Here is a 17,417-nt window from a genome sequence, read left to right as displayed (position 1 = left end):
GAGGCGGCTGATGGCAGAGCTTTCGCAGGCCGCGCACACGGTGCCGGACCGCAGGCCCGAGATCTGGGAAAGAGTGCCGCCCCGGAACAGGAACTTCACCGGTCGCGATGATCTCCTGCTCGCACTCAGAAAAGGAATCAACACGGTCACCGCCGTCGTCCCGCAACCACGCGCACTTCACGGCCTGGGCGGTGTCGGGAAGACCCAGCTCGCCATTGAATACGCACACCGTTACCGGTCGCATTACGATCTCGTATGGTGGATCTCCGCCGACCAGCGCGTGCTGCTGCCTTCCTCGCTGGCGGCGATGGCTCCGAGCCTCGGGTTGCCGCCCGCGTCGGCCACCGGAGTCGACGACGCCGCCGAGGCGGTGCGCAGGGCCCTTGAGGAGGGTGCGCCCTACCGGCGCTGGTTGCTCGTCTTCGACAACGCGGAGGATCCCGAGCACATCCAGGGCTTTCTGCCCCAGGGGCCCGGCCATGTGCTGATCACCTCTCGCAATCCCCGCTGGGAGAACCACGTCGAGACCCTCCGCGTCAACGTCTTCGACCGCGATGAGAGCATCGCCTTCCTCGAGAAGCGTCTCCGCGGGCAGTTCGATCGTGACGAGGCGAACCGGCTCGCGGAGAAGCTGGGGGACCTGCCCCTCGCGCTGGAGCAGGCGGGCGCCTTGCAGTACGAGACGGGGATGACGGTCGACGAATACATCGAGCAGCTCGATGCGCAGGCGAGCCGCCTGCTCAATGCCAACAAGGCCTCTGACTACCCGCTCTCGATGACCGCGGCGTGGAAGGTGTCGGTGTCCCTGCTCGAAGACCGGCTCCCCGAGGCGGTGGAGGTTCTGCGCTGCTGCGCGTTCTTCGGCCCGGAGCCCATTCCCCGCGACGTGTTCCGCCGGGGAAAGAGCGCCCGGGCGCCGCGGCTCGGCCCGATCCTCTCCGACCCCATCCTGCTCAGCAAGGCATTGCTGGAGCTCGGACGGTTCGCCCTCGCGAGGATCGACTCCTCCACTCGCACGGTGCAGGTTCACCGGCTCATCCAGGTCCTGCTCCGGGACGAGCTGACGGACGAGGCCAAGGACGAGCTCAGCCACGAGGTGCACCTGCTGCTCGCGGGCAGCGCGCCGCCGGATCCCGACAAGATCGACAGGTGGCGCGAGTTCGAGGAGCTGGTGACCCACATCGGGCCGTCGAGACTGGCCGGCTGCGAGGACCCCGGTGTGCGTGCCTTCGCGCTCAACATCGTCCGCTATCTCTACCAGGCGGGGAACTACCGGTCGGCCCTCTCCTTCGTCACCGGCTTCATCGAGCAATGGACCGAGATCAGCGGACCCGGCCACATGGACGTGCTCGTCGCGCAGAAGCATCTCGGCAACATCCTGCGCAGGCTCGGTGAGTACGCCGAGGCGTACAAGGTCGACCACGCGACGCGCGAGAGGATGCTCCAGGTGCTCGGGGCCGACCACAGCGAGACGCTGTGGATCACCAACGGCTACGGCGCCGACCTGCGCGCGCGAGGGCAGTTCCTGCAGGCGCGCGAGCTCGACCTGAGGTCGAGGGAGGCGCACACGCGGCTCTTCGGCGCGATCGCGCCGAGCACCCTGCGCGTGATGAACAGCCTCGCCCTCGACTACGCCCTGACCAGCGACTACACCAGGGCGCGGGAACTCCACCAGGAGACCTACGTCGAGCAGCGCGACGCGGAGGAGGGGGTCGGAAAGACCTCGGTGCTCATGTCGTGGAACGGGCTGGCCCGCGCCGTCCGGTTGTGCGGTGACTACGCGGAGGCCTGCGACCTCGGGGAGGAGGTCTACGCGTTCGGGATGCGCGAGCTGTCCCTTGATCACCCCTCCACCCTGCTGGCCGCCAAGGACCTCTCCATCGCCAGGCGGAGACGAGGCATGCTCACCGAGGCCCTCGAACTGGCCCGCGAGACCCACGGCCGGTTCATGCGCCTGTTCGGTCCCGGCAATCCGGACACGATGGCGGCCGCCATCGATCTGTCCAACACCCTGCGCACCTGCGGGCGGCTGGAGGAGGCGCTGGAGCTCGCCGAGGAGACGGTTCCCCGTTATCCCAAGGTCTTCGGCGACCACCATCCCTATGTCTACGGGTGCAACGTGAACCTCGCGCTCCTGTATCGGCTGACCGGGGACGCCGCGGCGGCGCGGGCGCTCAACGAGAAGGCCTTGGAGGGGCTGGCGGACACGGTCAGCCGGAACCACGACTACAGCCTCACCTGCGCGGTCAACCTCGCCACCGACCTCGCGGCCCTGGGGGAGGTGGGGGAGGCGCGGAGGCTCGGCGAGGACAGCCTGGCACGGCTCACCCGCCTCTTCGGTGAGGGCCATTTCATGACGATGGCCTGCCGGTCCAACCTCGCGCTCGACCTGATCGCCGATGGCGCCGTCGAGGAGGGGGAGGCTCTGCGGAGGCTGACGCTCGAGCGGTACGGCGAGGACCTGCGACTCGGCCATCCCGATGCCGAGCTGGCGTCCGCGGGAAGGCGCATCGACTTCGACTTCGACCCGCCGCCGATCTAGACGAACCCGGGGTTGCGCCGCTCCCAGGCCTCCCGATGCCGTTCGGCCTCCTGGCGCGCCCGTGCCGCCGCGCCGGCCGGCACGGGTTCGGCGCGCCAGTGTTCGAGCGTCGCCCGCATGCCGGTCACGAAGTCGTGGCCGCGTTCGGTCAGCCCACCGCTGCGCAGCAGGGTGCCGGTGACAAGGTGGGCGCCGTCCCTCCAGCGGGCGAACTGCGCGTCGGCGTACGAGTCGTCCGTCCCGTCCACGGCCTGCCGCCGGCGGCGCCAGAATCCGGCCACGCCGAGGAAGGCGTAGGCCCCCTGGAGCAGGCCGTAGACCGGCCGGGGATCGTCTCTCCACGGGGCGTAGCCGGCGAACCGGTGACCCGGGCGCGTCAGCGGGACGACGTCCAGCAGAGCGGTGAGCTTGGCGTGCTGGATCTCGTGCGCGAAGGTCGCGGCCAGCGTCAGACCTCCCACGGGTCTGGACAGGGCGACGGTGCCGAACGTCTCCCGCGCCGAGCCGCTGTTCTGGCCGTGCGCCGGGGAGGCGAGCGGTGTGAGCACCGAGACGGCGCTCGCAACCTCGGCGGCCACGGTGCGGTGGTCGCTCGCCAGGATGCGCCAGGCTTCCCGCAGGCAGGAGGCCCAGTGCTCTCGCTCGCCGCCGGGGAGGCGAGGCCGGGCGGCGCCCGTCTCCGGCCACCGGTATCCGTCGAGATCGTCGAGGACGAGGTCAACGCCGGGCACGGGGGAGACGCGGTGCAGCACCTTCCACCCCGGCCGGTCCTCGGCGAGGTCGACCTCGACGGCCGACCGTCCGATGCCGAGCCGGGCTCCGAGTGGGCCGGGATGGACTTCGACGTCGACGGGCCCCTCGACGCCGGAGGGGAGCACGACCCGTCCGAGGCCGGGGAGCATGAACGTGCCCCGGCGTGCGGGGATCCGGAGCCGGCACGGCGTGCGCGACCTGATCGCCACCGCCGCCGCGACCGCCCCGAGCCGGCCGGGTTCGGCTCCCGCCGGATCACCGCCGGCCAGCGAGGCGTAGCAGCGGAGTGCCCACGCTCCGACCGCCGGGTACCGGAAGGCCCGGCGCACCTCCTTTGGCGCCGACGGCTCGATGTCCGCGAGCAAGGCGTAGGCATCGGCGGCGAGGCGGCCCTGTTCGTGCCGGAGCCGCGCCGCCTCCTGCACGATTCCGCTGACCAGGAGCCGGTTCCTGCTCTCCTGCACGGCGCACAGCTCCTGTGCGATGTCGGCTCCGCCGCCGCCTGCCGCGAGGCGGGAGAGCATCTCGTCGGTGATCCGGTCGCCGGCCCGTCTCATCGGCCGCCCTTCAGCAGGGCGACGTCCCGGGCGAACCTGTCGTGGATGTGCGTGATCAGGCGGTAGAGATCCGGGCAGTACACGGAGGGACCCGAGAACCCGGCGGTGTCGCTGTAACGGTGGGCGTACATCCCTCCTCCGCAGATCGTGTGGATGTCACAGGCGGTACAGGCCGGCCCGAGCGCCGGCTCCCCGATCTGCCTGGCGACGACGGACGGATGGAGCAGGGCCTCTTCGAAGGTGTCACGAAGGACGTGGAGCCGGGTCGCGCCCGCGCCGGGGTAGCTCGACTTGAGGATGTCGGACTGCTCGATGCTGCCGTCGGTCTCGATGACGAGCATGCGGGCGGGGGACAGCCCGATGGCCTCGGTGCGGGATGACCGGCCCGCCATCAACCGCATGATCTCCTGGAAGAACCGCACCTCCGTCTCGTCCTTGGCGGCGCCGTACCACCGGTCGAAGATGGGGATGAGCCAGTCGGCGTACGGCGTGGTGCCCGATCCGGGCTCGCGGAACGGCGGGGGCGCCGACCAGTTCCCGTGGGGCAGCAGGAAGTCGATCGCCGGCGGGTCGAACTCGAGGAGCGCCTCGTAGGTCGCGATCGGATCGTTGCGCACGTCGATGGTGCAGAGAAGGCCGCTGAACAGGTGGTGGAACGGCCCGTGCGCCAGCCGCCGGAGCGACGCCGCCACGGCCGCGTGGCTGCCCCGGCCGTTGGCGAACGTGCGGTGCCGGTCGTGGGCCTGCTCGTCACCGTCGAGGCTGACGCCGATCCGGACGCCGAGGCCGTCGAACAGTTCCAGGTAGCCGTCGTCCAGGCGCACGCCGTTCGTCTGCACGCCGACGTGCACCAGGGTGCCCGTGTCGGCGGCTCCTCTGATCGTCTGGACGGCGTAGGAGATCAGCTCGGGGCCGGCCAGCAGCGGCTCTCCTCCGTGGAGGACCACCTCGACCTCGGCGAGGTCGTGCCGCCGCGCGTGCTCGGCGATGCGCTCGGCCGCGTGGTCGACGACCGTTCTGGACATCCGGCGTGGTTGGGAACGCCAGCTCTGGTCGGCCATCTCGTAGACGTAGCAGTGCCGGCAGGCGAGGTCGCACCTGCTGTGGATCTTCAGGATGAACTGCCGGAAGGGAAAGGGCCGCCATCCCGACGCCAGTACGGCCTGGACGTCCAGGGACGCCGGGAAAAAAGAGGATTCCGGGTCAGGGTTTCCTGGCAAATGCGACAACCTCTAAGGTGATCAGGGTCTCCTCCGTCATGCCGTCCGGAACCTCGCTTTTCATCGAGTTTGCGAAGTCTGCCGTGTTGCCTCCTATCTGGCACGACTTTCCGGCCGAAGTCAACATCCATGGTTGTGAGATGACTTTCAGGTGTTCGGTGGAATCTTCCCTTTACCTGAAAGCGGACTCGCCGGTGTACGTGGTTCGTGGGTGGCGGTCCGCCGTTCCGGTTCTCTCTCCTTTCACGGAACGGGGCTGCTGCGCGCCCGTCCGGCCGGTGTCCCGTGTGGCGGTGTCGTGAAATGGGCATTTAGTCGGATAACGGGGGAAAGGGCGTGAAGCATGCGTCGTCGGCAGGTGCTCGCGCTCGGGGTGGGGCTGGTCGCGCTGACCGCCGGGTGCGGGGACGGACCGGCGAGGAGCAGGCTCGCCTCGGCGACGCTGCCGATGATGGTGCCCGGGCCGGCCGGCGGCGACTGCGACCGGGTCGCCCAAGCCCTCAAAGCGGTCGCCGAGCGGAACGCCCTGGTAGGCGGCGTCCAGGTGCTGAACCGGCCGGCGCACGCGGTCCTGACGGAGTTCACCCGCGCGCGGCACCTGAAGCAGGTGCTGATGGCCGAGCCCCAACTGGTCGGCACCGTGCGCACCGTCCGGCAGGAGGGCGCCTTCGCCGGCACCACGCCGCTCGCCCGGCTCTGCGGCGAGTGGGAGGTGCTGGTGGTCCCGGTCACCTCCCGCCTCAAGTCGTTCGCGGCGTTCGCCGACGCCATGCGGCGCGACCCGGCCAAGCTGGCGGTGGCGGGCAGGGGCGAGGGCGGGGTGGACCACGTGCTTTACGGCATGCTCGCCCAGAGCCTCGGCGTGGACGCGCGGACGCTGCGCTACGTCGGCTACCCCACCACCCAGGAGGCGGTCGCCGCGCTCGCGGACGGGCGGGTGGTGGCGGCGCTGGCGAGCCACACCGGAGTGCGGGACCGCATACGCGCCGGTCAGCTGCACGTGCTCGCGGTGTCCTCGCCCGATCGCATCACGGGGGTGGAGGCGCCGACCCTCCTGGAGTGCGACGTGCATCTGTACTGTGCCGACTGGCGCGGGCTCATCGGGCCGGGCGGCCTGGGCGACGACGACCGGGCGGCACTCATCGGCCTGTGCCACGAGGTCGCCGAGTCCGGGCGGTGGCGGGAGCTGTGCGCGCGCAACGGCTGGACGCCGCTGTACCTGGAGGGCGAGGACTTCCGGCAGTGGCTCCGCGTCGAGTCCGCCCGGCTGAGCAGAGCGCTCGGCGAGCTCGGCCTGCGCGTGTGACCGTGCGTCGCCGATGGCGACGAGTAAAGGGTGTGAGACACAAGTTCTAGGGGTTGTTGTGCCAGTGGCCACTAGATGTAGGATTCTGCTCGTCGCTGGTTCGCCCCTCGGGGCGAGGCAACAGGGAACCCGGTGCGATTCCGGGGCTGCCCCGCAGCGGTAAGCGGGAACGACCGCCGTCACATGAGCACTGGGCCGATGGGCCTGGGAAGCGACGGCCGGTAGGCATGGGAAAGGCGCCCGCGAGCCCGAAGACCTGCCGGTGATGCTGCTGTCGTCCAAGGCCTCGAGGGTGGGCCACGTGACGGGGTCATCCGGCGTGCCCGTGCATCGCTGCTCACCGGTCGTGCTCCGACGCGTGCCCTCGCACGGGGATTCGAGCGCACGAATGGGAGAGCACGTGACCGTGACACGCGATGTGCCGCCGCCGTATCCGGGGGAAGCGCTGGACGGAGGCGGGCCGCTCGCGGTGGCGGAGGCCGCCGGAGAGCGGGCGGCCGGCGGGCGCCCGGCGGCCGGGAACGCCGCCGAGGAGAAGAGGGCCGCCAGACGGCTGGCGATCGAGGAGGCGGCCGCGCGGGTCATCGCCGACCCGGCGAACTCCCGCATCGCGGCCCGGCTGCTCGCCGAGGAGATAGCCGAGGATGCGGCGGCGCACGGGGTGCGCTCGTTCTCCGCCTCGATCGCCGCCACGCATGAGGCGGGGCTGATCCAGGACGGCCTGGCGAGGTTCGTGCGGGCCAACGCGGCCGCGCTGGACGCGATGGTCGACCCCGAGGGGGACGCCCGGTTCGAGTACTTCGGGCTGCGCACCGTGTACGACCGCTACCTGCTGCGCCACCCCGTCACCCGAGGCGCGCTTGAGGCGCCGCAGCACTTCTTCCTGCGCGTGGCCTGCGGGCTGGCGGACACCGTCGCGGAGGCCGGCGAGCTCTACCGACTGATCTCGACGCTGTCGTACCTGCCCAGCTCGCCGACGCTGTTCAACTCCGGTGCGCGGCGGCCGCAGCTGTCGTCGTGCTTCCTGCTCGACTCCCCGCGCGACGAGCTCGAGGCGATCTACGAGCGGTACGGCCAGGTGGCGCGGCTGTCGAAGTACGCCGGCGGCATCGGGATCTCCTGGACGCGGGTGCGGGCGCGCGGCTCGCTCATCCGGGGCACCAACGGGCACTCCAACGGCATCGTGCCGTGGCTGCGGACGCTGGACGCGAGCGTCGCGGCCGTGAACCAGGGCGGCCGGCGCAAGGGCGCCGCCTGCGTGTACCTCGAGCCGTGGCACGCCGACGTCGAGGAGTTCCTCGAGCTGCGCGACAACACCGGTGAGGACGCCCGCCGCACGCACAACCTGAACCTGGCCAACTGGGTCCCCGACGAGTTCATGCGCCGCGTCGAGGCGGACGAGATGTGGTCGCTGTTCGACCCCAAGGAGGTCCCCGAGCTGGTGGACCTGTGGGGTGAGGAGTTCGACCGGGCGTACCGCGAGGCGGAGGCGGCCGGCAGGTACGTCAGGCGGCTGCCCGCGCGGGCGCTGTACGGCCGGATGATGCGCACGCTCGCCCAGACGGGCAACGGGTGGATGACGTTCAAGGACGCCGCCAACCGCGCCTCCAACCAGACGGCGCGGCCGGAGAACGTCATCCACCTGTCGAACCTGTGCACCGAGATCCTGGAGGTGACCAGCGACGCCGAGACCGCCGTGTGCAACCTCGGCTCGGTCAACCTCGCCGCACACGTCGTGGACGGGCGGGTCGACTGGGCGCGGCTGCGCGCGACGGTGGCGACGGCCGTCCGCTTCCTCGACAGGTCCATCGACCGGGGGTTCTACCCGACGCCGGAGGCGGAGGCGGCCAACAAGCGCTGGCGTCCGGTCGGTCTCGGCGTCATGGGCCTGGCCGACGTCCTCTTCGCGGCGCGGCTGCCGTTCGACTCCCCGGAGGCGCTCGCGCTGTCCACGCGGATCGCCGAGGAGATGGCGCTGGCGGCCTACGGCGCGTCCGCCGGCCTCGCCGAGGAGTTCGGCGCGCACCCGTCGTACGCCGACACGCGCGCCGCCGGAGGCGTGCTGCACCTGGACCACTTCCCAGGCGCCGCCCCGGCGCATCCGGGCGAGTGGGCGGCGCTGCGCGAGCGGATCGCGGCCGGCGGCCTGCGCAACTCCCTGCTGCTCGCGGTCGCCCCCACCGCGACCATCGCCTCGATCGCCGGGTGTTACGAGTGCGTCGAGCCGCAGGTGTCCAACGTGTTCAAGCGCGAGACCCTGTCGGGGGAGTTCCTGCAGGTCAACCGCTACCTGGTGCGGGACCTGCAGGACCGCGGGCTGTGGACCCCGGAGGTCAGGGACGCGATCAAGCGCGCCGACGGGTCGGTGCAGGAGATCACCTCGATCCCCGAGGACCTCAGGCGGCTGTACCGCACGGCCTGGGAGCTGCCGCAGAAGGCGCTGATCGACCTGGCCGCCGCGCGCCAGCCGTACATCGACCAGTCGCAGTCCCTGAACCTGTTCATGGCGACTCCGACCATCGGCAAGCTCTCCTCGATGTACGCCTACGCCTGGCGGGCCGGGCTGAAGACCACCTACTACCTGCGCTCGCGGCCGGCCACGCGGATCGCGCAGACGACCGTGGCCGCCGGGGCCGTGCCGGCGAGCCCGCCGGGACCGGTCCCCGCGCCCGGATCCGTACCCGCGTCCGGGGCCGTTCACGTGCGCGCACCCCTGCCCGATCCCGACGCCGTGGCCTGCTCCCTTGAGAACCCCGAGATCTGCGAGGCCTGCCAGTGATGCTGCTCGATCCTGGAATGGACCTGACCCTGCGGCCGATGCGGTATCCGGAGTTCTACGAGCGGTACCGGGCCGCCATCCGCAACACCTGGACGGTCGAGGAGGTGGACCTGCAGTCCGATCTCGCCGATCTGGCCAGGCTGAGCGCGGGGGAGCGGCACCTGATCAACAGGCTGGTGGCGTTCTTCGCGACCGGCGACTCGATCGTGGCGAACAACCTCGTGCTCAACCTCTACCAGCACATCAACGCGCCCGAGGCGCGGCTGTACCTCTCGCGGCAGCTGTTCGAGGAGGCCGTGCACGTGCAGTTCTACCTGACGCTGCTGGACACCTACCTGCCCGACCACGACGAGCGGGCGAAGGCGTTCGCCGCGGTCGAGCACATCCCGTCCATTCGCGACAAGGCGGACTTCTGCTTCCGGTGGATCGACTCGATCAACGCCCTCAGCCACCTGTCGGGCCGGGAGGACCGCCGGGCGTTCCTGCTCAACCTGATCTGCTTCGCCGCCTGCATCGAGGGCCTCTTCTTCTACGGAGCCTTCGCCTACGTGTACTGGCTGCGCTCGCGCGGCCTGCTGGGCGGGCTGGCCACCGGGACGAACTGGGTGTTCCGCGACGAGTCCATGCACATGGAGTTCGCCTTCTCGGTGGTCGACACCGTACGGGCGGAGGAGCCGGACCTGTTCGACGACGAGCTGGGCGTCCAGGTCACCCGCATGATCGAGGAGGCGGTCGCCGCCGAGCTGGCCTTCGCGGAAGACCTGTGCGGCGACGGGCTGGCCGGAATGAGCGCGGACCAGATGCGGGAGTATCTGGAATACGTCGCCGACCGCCGCCTGGCGCGCCTCGGCCTGCCGGAGCGGTACGGCACGGCCAACCCGTTCGCCTTCATGGAGTTCCAGGACGTGCAGGAGCTGGCGAACTTCTTCGAGCGCCGGGTGTCGGCCTACCAGGTGGCGGTGGAGGGCAGCGTGAGCCTGGACGAGGCCTTCTGACGCGTCGCGGCGTCCCCGTAACGCTCCTCCAACCGGCACTGTGAGGGAAATCACCGGCCCGCGGGTGGTTTTTCGGGCAAAGCGTGGTTAAGGATGCGCCCGAGCCGGTTTAAGGTCCTGATCCTGGTATGACCAGCGATGTCCTGGACCGGCTCGCCGGCGTCCAGCCGGTGCAAGCGGGGAAGACGACAAAGGGGACACCGTCCGTGTCATCGGCAGTGCAATGGATCATCCTGGTGATCGCCGTCCTGGCGGCGATCGTGACCGTCGAGCTGCTCAGGCGTCTGCTCAGATCCCGGCGGGTCAACGGCCGGTTCTCGCTGGCGGGGCCGATCGTCGAACGGTGCACCTGGCCCGGCTTCGCCACCGCGGTCGTCGTCGCGTTCAACGCGCTGTACACGCCGGGCATGTCCGGAACGTCGGCCTACTTCGCGGTGGAGCAGACGGTCACCGTGCTGCTGATCGCCTGCGTCTCCTGGCTGGTCATCCAGGCCGCGTACGCGGTGACGGACGTGGTGCTGGCCAGGCTCACCCACATCGAGGGCGAGGGCAACCGCAGGGCCCGCCGCATCCGCACGCAGATCACGCTCGTCCGCCGCGTGGCCGCCGCCGTCATCATCGTCGTCTCCGCCGGCGCGATGCTGTTCAGCTTCCCCGCGGTGCGGGCGCTCGGCGCGGGGCTGCTGGCCTCGGCGGGCATCGCCGGCGTGGTGGCCGGCATCGCGGCGCAGTCCACGCTGAGCAACCTGATCGCCGGACTGCAGCTGGCCTTCAGCGACGCCATCCGGCTCGACGACGCCGTGGTCGTCGACGGGGAGTGGGGCCGCATAGAGGAGCTGACCCTGACCTACGTCGTCGTGCGGCTCTGGGACGAGCGGCGGCTCATCCTGCCGGTGTCGTTCTTCACGACCACGCCGTTCGAGAACTGGACCCGTTACGAGAGCCGCGTCATCGGGCACGTCATGCTCTACGTCGACTGGTCGGTGCCGGTCGAGGAACTGCGGACGGAGCTGTACCGCCGCCTGCGCGAGCACCCGCTCTGGGACCAGAAGGACTGGATCCTCCAGGTGACCGACGTCGGGCCCAACGGCGTGGTGGAGCTGCGCGCGCTCATGAGCGCCGCCGACGCGCCGAGCGTGTGGGACCTGAAGTGCGACATGCGCGAGCACCTGATCGGCTACATCCGCGAGAACCACCCCCAGGCCATGCCGCGCCTTCGCGTGGAGGACGTGCCCCCGGGCCCTGAGCGGCCGGGCGGGCGGGGCATGTCAGTTGCTGGACGGGCGCAGGACGCGGGTGCCGCCCGCGATCAGCGCCGTGGCGAGGATCCAGCCTGAGGCGATGAGGATGTTGGCCAGCCACTGCGTCCAGCCCACCGGTTCCCAGGCGGCGCGCTGCTCGAAGACGCTCACCGGCACCAGCAGGTCCAGCGTGTAGGGGAAGGGGTGGAAGATCCGCCGCTCGTCCAGGCCGACCTGGGCGGGCGGATGGGTGGCGAAGACCGCCGTCCCGGCGGCGAGCAGGACGGCGAACCACACCCCGGCGAGCCACGGCCGGTGCCCGTACCCCACGACCACGTCGAGAAGGTGGCCCGCCAGCCGGCCCGGCAGGCGCATCGTGGAGCGGCGGGCCCGCTGCTTGGCGAGCAGGACCCGGCGCGCGTCCTGGTCGTGACCGATCCTGCGGTACCACGCGGCCAGGTGCTCGTAGGGCAGCGGCCGGTAGCCGTCGGGGTCGCGGCTCACCCAGGACAGGCGGTCGGCGAGCGAGGTGTACCCGCGCAGCGACTCGAAGGTGAACCCGTTGAGGCGCACGTGCTCGGGATAGGCGTCCGGCCTGTCGAGCAGGACGCCCACCCGCGAGTAGCCGAGGTTGATCTCGCCCTGGACGGCGGACGGGAGCAGGATGAGCTCGTCGACCTGCATGTGGCTCAGGTGCAGGGCAGGACCGTGGGCGCTCAGCGTGGCCTCGTCGAAGGAGAGCACGCCGGTGACCCGCGCGCCGCGCAGCCGCACCGTGCCCTCGGCGGTGAAGCCCCCGCTGAGCTCCACGCTGGAGGCCTGCAGGTGGTCGGCGTAGATGGCGTGGCCACCAGTGCCCTTGATCACCGCGCGCTGGAGGTAGAGGCCGCTGTTGAACCGCGCGCCGATCATCCGAATCCCCCCGACCGTGCGCAGGTCGCGGCAGAAGGCGCCGCCGTCCACGGTCAGGCCCCCCGCCCAGAGGGCCCAGTGGTCCTGCTCCCAGCCGCGCTCGCGTTTCTCCGCCTCGGTGAAGGGGCGGCGGGTGTCCTCCTTGTAGCTCTCGGAGGCGGCGGACGTCTTCTCCGGCGCGGTCAGCACGGCCCGGGCCAGCCTGAGCTGGCCGGTGATATGGGCGTTGTCGAGCCGTACTCCGGCGTGGACTTTGCACGAGTCGAGATCGAACAGCCCGTCGATCGTGCAGCGGGCCGCACGGATGCGGCGGATGTCGCAGCCGCGGAACCGCAGCCCCTTGGTGGTGGCGTCGGTCAAGGCGACCGTGTCCGGCAGGTGGCAGCTCAGCAGGTGGAGCTTGGTGTCGACCTTCGCGTCGGAGAGGTTGAGCATCCCGACGATCCGGGCGCCCGCGAGCCGGAGCCCGGCCACCTGCCCGGCCTTGGCGGGATGGGCGCCGAGCAGGAGCGCGGTGATCAGTGCGGCCCGGACGGTCCGCTCCGGCCCCCACTCCGCGCCCTTCGCCGGGTCGTCGCGGCCGGCGTCACCGGTCCGCAGGTCCACCCAGGCGCCGGAGGGATAGGCCTCCCATACTTGCCGTTCCGCCGGCGTCAGCCGCCAGAACGGCCGTGATCTCAGCACACCGGGGACTTTAGCGCGACATGGTCGACTACGACCGGTCTTGATCGCGAAAACCCGGTCCCGGAGAGTCCGCCGCTCCTCCAGCATGCGGCCGGCCGCAGCCGGGCAAGGAGCCCTATTCGCCGGGAGCGATGAACTTGCGCAGCAGGAGCCGTAGCTGCTCCTGCTCGTCGGCGTCCAGGTGTCCGAGCAACTCGCCCATCTGCATCTGGCGCCGTTCCAGGTCCTCTCCCGGGGAACTCCGGACCAGGGCCCTACGACCTGGGCTGGAAGGACACCCTCGACCTGCGGCCGGCCGAGCAGGCCACCATCATCGTCAGGTTCGACGGCTACACCGGGCGCTACGTCTTCCACTGCCACAACCTGGAGCACGAGGACATGGCGATGATGGGCAACCTCGTCGTGTTCTGAGCGCGATCCGCGTCGCGCGATCCGCCGGCGCAGTACGCGACCGGCTGGACGTACTGGTCAGTCGGGCTCGATGTGCATCGCCCGTTCCTCGGCGGAGAAGTCGCCGTCGTCCTGGCCGACCTCCGCCGCGTACTCCTCGGACTCCTCGTCGGGACGGGCGCCCTCGTCAGGGGCGACGAAGCGGTACTCCTCGCGCGGCACGTGGCCGCGTTCGGGCGCCTCCTGCCAGACCCGCCGGGAGATGCCGTCGCGGTCCTCGGGGTCCTCGGAGACGATCTCGTGGCCGATGGGCAGGTTGTCGGTCCACTCCTCGATCTCGGTCAACTGCTCGTCATCGCCCATGTCGTCGGGCCCGCGTCTCGATTCGGTCATACCGTTGCCCTACCCGTGTCCGGCAATGTATCGCTCACGCGAGGCCATGAAATCGATCGCCATACGCTAGATACTCGGGCATGCCCGATGGTCCGCGTGGTCACGGGGAGGGGTCCGAGCGGCCGTTCGCTACCTCTCGACGACCTCGTTCTTGCCGATCACGACCACGCCCTCGCGCGTCACGGCGAAGCGGGAGCGGTCGTAGTCGAGGTCCAGGCCGATGCGGGCGCCGTCGGGGATGACCACGTTCTTGTCGATGATGGCGCGCCGGATGATCGCCCCCCGGCCGACCTTGACGTGTCCCATGAGCACGGAGTCCTCGACCTGCGAGTGGGAGTGCAGCACCACGCCCGGCGACAGGATCGACCGCGAGGCGGTGCCCCCGGAGACGATCACGCCGGGCGACACCAGCGAGTCCACGGCGTGCCCGACGCGGTCGCCGTCGTTGTGCACGAACTTGGCCGGCGGCAGCGGGTCGTGACCGGTGTAGATGGGCCAGTGCTCGTTGTAGAGGTTGAACACCGGGTGCACCGACACCAGGTCCATGTGGGCCTCGTAGTAGGCGTCCAGGGTCCCGACGTCCCGCCAGTAGCCGCGGTCGCGCTCGGTGGAGCCGGGAAGGGCGTTGTGCGCGAAGTCGTAGACCTCGGCGCCCCCGGACTTCACGAACATCGGGATGATGTTGCCGCCCAGGTCGTGCTTGCTGCTGGGGTCGAGCGCGTCCTCCCTCAGCGCGTCGATCATCGCCTGGGTCTTGAAGACGTAGTTCCCCATCGAGGCGTAGACCTGGTCGGGGGCGTCCGGCAGGCCGATGGCGTCGGTGGGCTTCTCGCGGAACGCGACGATCCTGTGCCCGGCCGGGTCGGTCTCGATCACCCCGAACTGGTCGGCCAGCGCCACGGGCTGCCGGATGGCGGCGACGGTCACATCGGCTCCGGAGTCGATGTGCTGCTGGACCATCTGCCGGGGGTCCATGCGGTAGATGTGGTCGGCGCCGAAGACGATGCAGTGCTCGGGCAGCTCGTCGTAGATCAGGTTGAGGTTCTGGAAGAGCGCGTCCGCCGATCCGGCGAACCACCGGGGCCCGAGCCGCTGCTGGGCGGGCACCGGCGTGACGTAGTTGCCGAGCATGGTCGACATGCGCCAGGTCCGCGTGATGTGCCGGTCCAGGCTGTGGCTCTTGTACTGCGTCAAGACGACGATCTTGAGGTAGCCGCCGTTGGTCAGGTTCGACAGCACGAAGTCGACCAGCCGGTAGATGCCGCCGAAGGGAACCGCCGGCTTCGCCCGGTCGGCCGTGAGCGGCATCAGCCGCTTGCCCTCGCCACCGGCCAGCACGATCGCGAGGATTTTGGACGTCGTCATACGCTCGACGTTACCCGGCTTTACCCAGCTAAACCCGACGAAACACCCTGACCGTTAAGGTTTACGCATGCGCGTCGATCTGCTGAGCCGTGAGTACCCGCCCGAGGTGTACGGCGGGGCCGGTGTCCACGTCGAGTACCTCGCCCGCGAACTGAGGAGACTGGTCGACGTGCGGGTGCGCTGCTTCGGCGCCCGGCGGGACGAGCGCGGAGTGGACGCCTACCGCGTCCCCGGGGGTCTCGAGACCGCGAACCCGGCACTGCAGGTGCTCGGCGTCGACCTGGAGATGGCCTCGGCGTGCGAGGGCGCGGACCTCGTGCACAGCCACACCTGGTACGCCAACTTCGCCGGCCACGTCGCCAAGCTGCTGTACGGGGTGCCGCACGTGGTCACCACCCACAGCCTGGAGCCGTTGCGCCCCTGGAAGGCCGAGCAGCTCGGCGGCGGCTACACCCTGTCCGGTTTCGCCGAGCGCACGGCGCTGCTGGGCGCGGACGCGGTGATCGCGGTCTCGGAGGGCATGCGGCGTGACGTGCTGGCCTGCTACCCCGAGATCACGCCCGAGCGGGTGACCGTGATCCACAACGGCATCGACACCGAGGAGTACGCGCCCGACCACGACAGCGGCGTACTGCTCGAACACGGCATCGCCCCCGACAGGCCGTACGTCGTCTTCGTCGGGCGCATCACCCGGCAGAAGGGCCTGGCGCACCTGCTGCGCGCCGCCCGGTCCTTCCCGCCGGAGGCCCAGCTCGTGCTGTGCGCGGGCGCCCCGGACACGCCGGAGATCGCCGCGGAGATCACCGGGCTGGTCCAGGAACTGCGCGCCCGCAGGGCCGGCGTCGTCTGGATCTCCGAGATGCTGCCGAGGAGCCAGGTCATCCAGATCCTCACGCACGCCACCGTGTTCGTGTGCCCGTCGGTGTACGAGCCGATGGGCATCGTCAACCTGGAGGCCATGGCCTGCGAGACGGCCGTCGTGGCCACGGCGACCGGCGGCATCCCCGAGGTGGTCGCCGACGGCGAGACCGGGCTGCTCGTCCCCATCGACCAGGGCGCCGACGGCGAGCCGCTGGACCCGGAGGGGTTCGCGGCGGCCATCGCCGAGCGGGTCGGCGCGCTGCTCTCCGACCCGCCGCGCGCGGCGGCCATGGGGCGGGCGGGCCGGCGGCGGGCCGTCGAGCACTTCTCCTGGCCCGCCATCGCCGCCCGCACCCAGGACCTCTACAACCGGCTGAAGTAGGCCCGGCCGGTACGGCGCGTCCGGTACGGCGGCGTCCGGCGGGTCCGGCGGGACACCGGCTCTCGGACCTTGGACCCCGCCCTCGGCGGTCAGATCTCGCCGACCTTGCGCTCGGCGAGGCCGTACATGGCGGCGACCGGCCGCCACGCCTGGACGAACCGGAGCTTCGCCGCCTGGGCGTCCTCGGAGCGCGCCAAGCCGCGGACGTAGTCGGGGTCCTTGGCCATGGTCGCCCGGCAGCCGCCGCCCACGTGGCGCGACGCCCACGACCCGAAGGCGGCGTCGGCGCCGAGGGAGGCCTCCAGGGCGTCGACCAGGGCGTCCTTCAGCTCCGTTCCCCCCGCCAGGGCGTCCACCTCGAGCGCCCGCGCCTGGGCAAGTTGTTCGCGCCTGGACGCGGTGATCCTGCCGATGACCGCCGCCCCGCCGCGCTCGCACCGGCTGACCCGGGCGATCGCCTCGCCGAGACCCGCGCGGGCGTTGCCGCTGTCGGAGAGCAGGCGGTCGATCGTGCCGGCCTGCGCGGCGGCGCGGCCGGTGTCCCCGGTGGAGTCGGTGGCCGAGTCGCTCGTGGTCGCGGGACCGCCGGTCGCGGCCGGGTCGACCGTGGCCCCGGGGTCGGCCGCCTCCGCCGAGCCGGACCCGGGGAACGCGGAGGCGGTGCCGGCCGGGTTCACGGTGCTGCTCTCGGCGGGGGTGTCCCGGCCGGCGAAGGCCCACCACGCCGCCGCCAGGGCCACGCTCGCGCAGGCGAGGACGAGGAGGACCGTCCGGCGGGCGCGCCGGCCGCCCCGGTGCTGCGCGAGCCCCCGGGAGCCCGGCTGGAGGGCCGGTGAGGGAGTCTCCGGCGTCGCGGCGGCCGCTCCGCACCTCGGGCAGGTGGTGAGCCGGCCCATGTCGGCTCCGCAGCGGCCACAGAGAGAACCGGACCTCGATTCGTTCACCAAACCACTTCCCTTTCATAAATCATAAATCACCGCAAATCTCGAAAAGGCCCCGAGGTTGGACAATTGGCGCATGTTTCGCAAAGCGAATTC

Annotated in this window: 13 protein-coding genes and 1 riboswitch; of the genes, 7 read left to right on the top strand and 6 right to left on the bottom strand. The window is 70.8% G+C overall.

Annotated features, from left to right (window positions below; translation table 11 throughout):
* Positions 1-10: 10 nt before the first annotated feature.
* Positions 11-2,542 (top strand): FxSxx-COOH system tetratricopeptide repeat protein, encoded by a 2,532-nt coding sequence (fxsT, locus tag MYF83_RS26460; RefSeq protein WP_248963418.1) that lies wholly within the window; start codon positions 11-13, stop codon positions 2,540-2,542.
* Here the strand turns inward: fxsT and MYF83_RS26455 are convergent.
* Positions 2,539-3,852: an HEXXH motif domain-containing protein gene (locus MYF83_RS26455; RefSeq protein WP_248963417.1), complete on the bottom strand. Its 1,314-nt coding sequence runs from the start codon at positions 3,850-3,852 to the stop codon at positions 2,539-2,541. The genes fxsT and MYF83_RS26455 overlap by 4 nt on opposite strands.
* Positions 3,849-5,072 carry an FxsB family cyclophane-forming radical SAM/SPASM peptide maturase gene (locus tag MYF83_RS26450; RefSeq protein WP_248963416.1) on the bottom strand — a complete coding sequence of 408 codons (1,224 nt, stop codon included), beginning with the start codon at positions 5,070-5,072 and terminating at the stop codon, positions 3,849-3,851. The genes MYF83_RS26455 and MYF83_RS26450 overlap by 4 nt, the downstream gene beginning before the upstream one ends.
* A 343-nt stretch (positions 5,073-5,415) precedes the next feature.
* Here MYF83_RS26450 and MYF83_RS26445 point away from each other — a divergent pair, with 343 nt between their 5' ends.
* From MYF83_RS26445 to MYF83_RS26430, 4 genes are all read left to right on the top strand, one after another.
* On the top strand, positions 5,416-6,378 hold the full coding sequence (locus MYF83_RS26445) for a tripartite tricarboxylate transporter substrate-binding protein (protein ID WP_248963415.1): 963 nt from the start codon (positions 5,416-5,418) through the stop codon (positions 6,376-6,378).
* A gap of 79 nt (positions 6,379-6,457) precedes the next feature.
* Positions 6,458-6,656: riboswitch (cobalamin riboswitch) on the top strand.
* A gap of 122 nt (positions 6,657-6,778) precedes the next feature.
* The gene (locus tag MYF83_RS26440) at positions 6,779-9,157 is read left to right on the top strand and encodes a ribonucleoside-diphosphate reductase subunit alpha (RefSeq protein ID WP_248963414.1); all 2,379 of its coding nucleotides are present in this window, start codon (positions 6,779-6,781) and stop codon (positions 9,155-9,157) included.
* Positions 9,157-10,152 carry a ribonucleotide-diphosphate reductase subunit beta gene (locus MYF83_RS26435; protein WP_248963413.1) on the top strand — a complete coding sequence of 332 codons (996 nt, stop codon included), beginning with the start codon at positions 9,157-9,159 and terminating at the stop codon, positions 10,150-10,152. The genes MYF83_RS26440 and MYF83_RS26435 overlap by 1 nt, the downstream gene beginning before the upstream one ends.
* Positions 10,153-10,280: 128 nt before the next feature.
* A complete protein-coding gene (locus tag MYF83_RS26430) occupies positions 10,281-11,489 on the top strand; it encodes a mechanosensitive ion channel family protein (protein ID WP_248963412.1) in 1,209 nt (402 codons plus the stop codon).
* Here the strand turns inward: MYF83_RS26430 and MYF83_RS26425 are convergent.
* Entirely contained in the window at positions 11,421-12,989 is a 1,569-nt protein-coding gene (locus MYF83_RS26425) for a hypothetical protein (protein WP_248963411.1), read from the bottom strand. The two genes, MYF83_RS26430 and MYF83_RS26425, sit on opposite strands and share 69 nt — an antisense overlap.
* 261 nt (positions 12,990-13,250) lie before the next feature.
* Here MYF83_RS26425 and MYF83_RS26420 point away from each other — a divergent pair, with 261 nt between their 5' ends.
* A complete protein-coding gene (locus MYF83_RS26420; RefSeq protein ID WP_308201507.1) occupies positions 13,251-13,400 on the top strand; it encodes a multicopper oxidase domain-containing protein in 150 nt (49 codons plus the stop codon).
* A 57-nt stretch (positions 13,401-13,457) separates the two neighbouring features.
* Here MYF83_RS26420 and MYF83_RS26415 read toward each other — a convergent pair whose 3' ends face one another.
* Positions 13,458-13,772, bottom strand: a complete 315-nt coding sequence (locus MYF83_RS26415; RefSeq protein ID WP_248963410.1) for a DUF5709 domain-containing protein — start codon at positions 13,770-13,772, stop codon at positions 13,458-13,460.
* 129 nt (positions 13,773-13,901) lie between these two features.
* Positions 13,902-15,137: a glucose-1-phosphate adenylyltransferase gene (gene glgC, locus MYF83_RS26410; RefSeq protein ID WP_248963409.1), complete on the bottom strand. Its 1,236-nt coding sequence runs from the start codon at positions 15,135-15,137 to the stop codon at positions 13,902-13,904.
* Between the two features lie 67 nt (positions 15,138-15,204).
* Between glgC and glgA the strand changes: the two genes are divergently transcribed.
* Positions 15,205-16,380, top strand: coding sequence for a glycogen synthase (gene glgA / locus MYF83_RS26405; protein ID WP_248963408.1), 1,176 nt, complete (start codon positions 15,205-15,207; stop codon positions 16,378-16,380).
* Positions 16,381-16,469: 89 nt separating this feature from the next.
* Here glgA and MYF83_RS26400 read toward each other — a convergent pair whose 3' ends face one another.
* Complete coding sequence (locus tag MYF83_RS26400) at positions 16,470-17,276, bottom strand: hypothetical protein (RefSeq protein ID WP_248963407.1); 807 nt, start codon at positions 17,274-17,276, stop codon at positions 16,470-16,472.
* Positions 17,277-17,417 lie beyond the last annotated feature (141 nt).

The sequence above is a fragment of the Sphaerisporangium perillae genome, assembly GCF_023276435.1.
Classification (GTDB): domain Bacteria; phylum Actinomycetota; class Actinomycetes; order Streptosporangiales; family Streptosporangiaceae; genus Sphaerisporangium; species Sphaerisporangium perillae.
This window is presented reverse-complemented; position numbering and strand designations above follow the sequence as displayed.

Bases quoted from the DNA above. Each gene is read 5' to 3' on its own strand.
- fxsT (WP_248963418.1), top strand. From the start codon at position 11: ATGGCAGAGCTTTCGCAGGCCGCGCACACGGTGCCGGACCGCAGGCCC.
- MYF83_RS26455 (WP_248963417.1), bottom strand. From the start codon at position 3,852: ATGAGACGGGCCGGCGACCGGATCACCGACGAGATGCTCTCCCGCCTC.
- glgA (WP_248963408.1), top strand. From the start codon at position 15,205: ATGCGCGTCGATCTGCTGAGCCGTGAGTACCCGCCCGAGGTGTACGGC.
- MYF83_RS26445 (WP_248963415.1), top strand. From the start codon at position 5,416: ATGCGTCGTCGGCAGGTGCTCGCGCTCGGGGTGGGGCTGGTCGCGCTG.
- MYF83_RS26415 (WP_248963410.1), bottom strand. From the start codon at position 13,772: ATGACCGAATCGAGACGCGGGCCCGACGACATGGGCGATGACGAGCAG.
- MYF83_RS26430 (WP_248963412.1), top strand. From the start codon at position 10,281: ATGACCAGCGATGTCCTGGACCGGCTCGCCGGCGTCCAGCCGGTGCAA.
- MYF83_RS26435 (WP_248963413.1), top strand. From the start codon at position 9,157: ATGCTGCTCGATCCTGGAATGGACCTGACCCTGCGGCCGATGCGGTAT.
- MYF83_RS26400 (WP_248963407.1), bottom strand. From the start codon at position 17,276: ATGGGCCGGCTCACCACCTGCCCGAGGTGCGGAGCGGCCGCCGCGACG.
- glgC (WP_248963409.1), bottom strand. From the start codon at position 15,137: ATGACGACGTCCAAAATCCTCGCGATCGTGCTGGCCGGTGGCGAGGGC.